Source organism: Micromonospora sp. WMMD737 (genome assembly GCF_049179055.1).
Taxonomy (GTDB): Bacteria; Actinomycetota; Actinomycetes; order Mycobacteriales; family Micromonosporaceae; genus Micromonospora; species Micromonospora reichwaldensis.
This window is the reverse complement of the sequence record NZ_JBMHMH010000022.1, coordinates 1-4631: the sequence shown is the minus strand read 5'-3', so window position 1 is coordinate 4631 and position 4631 is coordinate 1. Positions and strand designations below refer to the sequence as shown.

At 71.7% G+C, this 4631-nt stretch carries 2 protein-coding genes; both read left to right on the top strand.

Going from position 1 to position 4631, the window contains the following annotated elements:
- Positions 1-4339: ATP-dependent helicase (locus ACN27A_RS33985; RefSeq protein ID WP_421459046.1), on the top strand; the 4339-nt coding region annotated here is incomplete at its 5' end.
- Positions 4339-4631 (top strand): DNA-formamidopyrimidine glycosylase family protein (locus ACN27A_RS33980; protein WP_421459044.1); only part of this gene is annotated, 293 nt, incomplete at its 3' end. The genes ACN27A_RS33985 and ACN27A_RS33980, both read left to right, overlap by 1 nt.

Below are 4631 nucleotides of genomic sequence, written 5' to 3'. Positions count from 1 at the left end.
GCCCCCCTCGCACGCTGCAGGGGCCCGGTCCACCCGGGTGCTGTACGTATCCCCGCTCAAGGCGCTGGCCGTCGACGTCGAACGTAACCTGCGCACCCCGCTGACCGGCATCGCGCGCATTGCCGAACGCACCGGTCAGCCACCACCGGCCATCAGCGTGGGGGTGCGGTCCGGCGACACCCCACCGGCCAGGCGCCGGGAGCTGATCACGAAGCCGCCCGACATCCTGATCACCACGCCCGAATCGCTGTTCCTGATGCTGACCTCGGCCGCCCGCGACACCCTGGCCGGGATACAGACCGTCATCGTCGACGAGGTGCACGCCGTGGCCGGCACCAAGCGCGGCGCGCATCTGGCCCTGTCGCTGGAGCGCCTCGACGCGATGCTCGCACACCCTGCGCAGCGCATCGGGCTGTCGGCGACGGTGCGCCCGGCCGAGGAGGTCGCCCGGTTCCTGTCCGGGTCGTCCCCCACCACCATCGTGGCGCCCCCGGCGGCCAAGACATTCGACCTGACCGTGCCGGTGCCCGACATGGCCAACCTCGAGGACAACTCGATCTGGCCCGAGGTCGAGCAACGCATCGTCGACCTGATCGAGGCGCACAACAGCTCGATCGTGTTCGCCAACTCGCGCCGCCTGGCCGAACGGCTGACCGCGCGGCTCAACGAGATCCACGCCGAACGCGCCGGGCTCGAACTGGGCTCGCACAATCCGGGGGTGGCCGGCGGTGCGCCGGCACACATAATGGGCAGCGGGCAGACCTTCGGCGCCGAACCCGTACTGGCCCGCGCCCATCACGGCTCGGTCAGCAAGGAGGCCCGAGCCGAGGTCGAGGACGCGTTGAAGAGCGGCCGGCTCAAGGCGGTGGTCGCGACGTCGAGCCTGGAACTCGGCATCGACATGGGTTCGGTCGATCTGGTGATCCAGGTCGAGACCCCGCCGTCGGTGGCCAGCGGCCTGCAGCGCATCGGCCGGGCCGGGCATCAGGTCGGCGAGATCAGCCAGGGGGTGCTGTTCCCCAAACACCGCACCGACCTGATCGGCTGCGCCGTCAGCGTGCAACGGATGCTGGCCGCTCAGATCGAGACCATGGCCGTCCCGGCCAACCCGCTCGACGTGCTCGCCCAGCACACCGTGGCCGCCAGCGCGCTGGAGCCGATCGACGCGGACCGCTGGTTCGACACCGTGCGGCGCAGCGCCCCGTTCGCGACGCTGCCACGCAGCGCGTTCGAGGCCATACTGGACCTGTTGTCGGGCAAGTACCCGTCCACGCAGTTCGCCGAACTGCGTCCGCGCATCGTCTACGACCGCGATGCCGGCACCCTGACCGCGCGGCCCGGGGCGCAGCGGCTGGCCGTCACCTCCGGCGGCGCCATCCCCGACCGGGGCCTGTTCACCGTCTACCTCGCTTCGTCGGCGGACTCCGAGAAGCCCTCGCGGGTAGGTGAACTCGATGAGGAGATGGTCTACGAGTCACGCCCCGGCGACGTCATCTCGCTGGGTGCGACGAGCTGGCGGATCACCGAGATCACCCATGACCGGGTGCTGGTCGTGCCCGCCCCGGGCGAGCCGGCACGGCTGCCGTTCTGGCGCGGCGACGGCGTCGGCAGGCCGGTCGAACTCGGCGCGGCGATCGGCGCGTTCACCGGTGAGCTGGCCAGGCTTGACCGCGACGGGTTCGAAACGCGCTGCCGTGAAGTCGGTTTCGATGCCTTCGCCACCGACAATCTCTGGCAGCTGATCGACGAACAGCGCCAGGCCACCTCGGCGGTGCCGTCGGACAGCACGCTCGTCGTCGAACGGTTCCGCGACGAACTCGGCGACTGGCGGGTCATCCTGCACTCCCCCTACGGACTTCGGGTGCACGGGCCGCTCGCGCTGGCAGTGGGCAAGCGGCTCTACGAGCGCTACGGCATCGACGAGAAACCCACCGCCTCCGACGACGGCATCATCGTGCGCCTACCCGACACCGACGACCGGCCGCCGGGTGCCGACATCTTCGTCTTCGATCCCGACGAGATCGAACCGCTGGTCACCACCGAGGTCAGCGGCTCGGCGCTGTTCGCCTCCCGGTTCCGCGAGTGCGCCGCCCGCGCGCTGCTGCTGCCGCGCCGCCACCCGGGCAAGCGATCGCCGCTGTGGCATCAGCGCCAGCGCGCCGCGCAGCTGCTCGACGTGGCCAGGGGCTACCCGGATTTCCCGATCGTGCTGGAAGCGGTGCGCGAGTGCCTGCAGGACGTCTACGACGTGCCGAGCCTCACCTCGTTGATGGGGCGCATCGCCGCGCGCCGGGTGCGCCTGCTGGAGGTCGAGACCCAGACACCGTCACCGTTCGCCGCCTCACTGCTGTTCGGCTACGTCGGCGCGTTCATGTACGAGGGCGACAGCCCCCTGGCCGAACGCCGCGCCGCCGCGCTGGCTCTGGACCCGACGCTGCTGGCCGAACTGCTGGGCCGGGTCGAGCTGCGCGAACTCCTCGACGCCGACGTGGTGGCTGCGACCTCGTCCCAGCTGCAGCATCTGGCCCCGGACCGGCTGGCCCGCGACGCCGAGGCGGTGGCCGACCTGCTGCGCCTGCTGGGTCCGCTGACCCTCGAGGAGGTCGCCGCCCGCAGCACCACCGAGGACGTCGGCGGCTGGCTGGAGGGCCTGCTGACGGCCAAGCGCGCCCTGCCGGTGGCCTACGCCGGACGGACGTGGTGGGCGGCGATCGAGGACATCGGAAGGCTGCGCGACGGTGTCGGTGTCGCCGTCCCGATCGGCGTCCCGATCGCATTCCTCGAACCGGTCGTCGACCCACTTGGTGAACTGTTGTCCCGCTTCGCCCGTACCCGGGGGCCGTTCACCACCGCCGAGGCCGCCGCCCGCTTCGGGCTCGGCTTGCGGGTGACCGCCGACGTACTGGGCCGGCTGGCGGTGGACGCGAAGCTGGTGCGCGGCGAATTCAGCGACGCGGCCGGCGATTCCGGCGAGCAGTGGTGTGATGCCGAGGTGCTGCGCATTCTTCGGCGGCGCTCGCTGGCGGCCCTGCGGGCCCAGATCGAGCCCGTCAGTACCGCCGCTCTCGGCCGCTTCCTGCCGCCCTGGCAGCTGCTGGGCGCCGAGTCGGTGTCCGGAGTCGACGGGCTGGCCGCGGTCATCGACCAGCTCGCCGGGGTGCCGCTACCCGCCTCGGCGGTCGAACCGTTGGTTCTCGGGCAGCGGGTACGTGACTACCAGCCGGGCATGCTCGACGAGCTGCTCGCCTCCGGGGAGGTGCTGTGGTCCGGTGTCGGCGCACTGTCCGCTGCAGACGGCTGGGTGGCCTTCCACCCGGCCGACACCGCGCCGCTGTCACTGGCACCACCGGGCGAGCTGGAGTTCACCGACGTGCAACGGGCGGTGCTCGACGCGTTGTCCGGCGGCGGGGCCTACTTCTTCCGCCAGCTGTCGCTCGACGGGGTTCCCAACGAGTCGCTCAAAGAGGCTCTTTGGCAACTGATCTGGTCCGGCCGGGTCAGCGGTGACACATTCGCCCCGGTGCGGGCCCTGCTGTCAGGTCCGCGCGGCACCGGATCGCGGCGGGCGGCGGCGCCGTCACACCGGCACCGGCGTCCCCCACGGCTGAGCCGCTACAGCCTGAGTTCGAGCGCGCTGAGCCATCGTGACTCCGACCCCACGGTGGCCGGACGGTGGTCGGTGCTGCCGCCCGCCGAGACCGATACCACCGTCCGGGCGCATTTCCAGGCCGACCAGCTGCTCGCCCGGCACGGTGTGCTCACCAAGGGCGCCGTCGCCGCCGAGAACGTGCCCGGCGGGTTCGCTTCGCTGTACAAGGTGTTGACCGCGATGGAAGAAGCCGGGCGATGCCAGCGCGGATACTTCGTCGAATCGCTGGGCGGCGCCCAGTTCGCCACCGCCAGCACCGTCGACCGGCTGCGCAACCACGCCGACAGCATCGATGACCGGCAGGGCGCGCTGCGGGCAGTCGTACTGGCCGCCGCCGATCCGGCCAACCCGTTCGGCGCGGCGCTGCCGTGGCCGGCCCGCGACACCGAGGCCGAGACGGCACACCGGCCCGGCCGCAAGGCCGGGGCGCTCGTGGTGCTCGTCGACGGCGAGCTGGCCTGGTTCGTCGAACGCGGCGGCCGGTCACTGCTGAGCTTCACCACCGACACCGAGACATCCAACGCGGCGGGCGCGGCACTGGCCGAGTTGGTGACCCGACGGCGGGTCCCGGGACTGCTGGTGGAGCGAATCGACGGGGCCGCGGCTCTGGATCAGCGGGACTCCCCTGCCGGCGACGCACTGTTGGCCGCCGGGTTCGCCCGCACTCCGCGCGGACTGCGGCTGCGCTGATGCCCGAGGGCGACACCGTGTTCCGTGCGGCCGACACGCTGCGCTCGGCGCTGCAGGGGCACGAGCTGACGCGTTGCGACGTCCGGGTCCCGCGCTACGCCGCGGTGGACCTGCGCGGTCAGGTGGTCGACGAAGTGCTCAGCCGGGGAAAGCACCTGTTCATTCGGGTCGGCGCGGCCAGTATCCATTCGCATCTGAAGATGGACGGGGCGTGGGTGATCGGCCGGGTGCGGGCTGCCCCGCACAAGGTGCGCATCGTCCTGGAGACCAGCCGATCCCGGGCCTCGGGTGT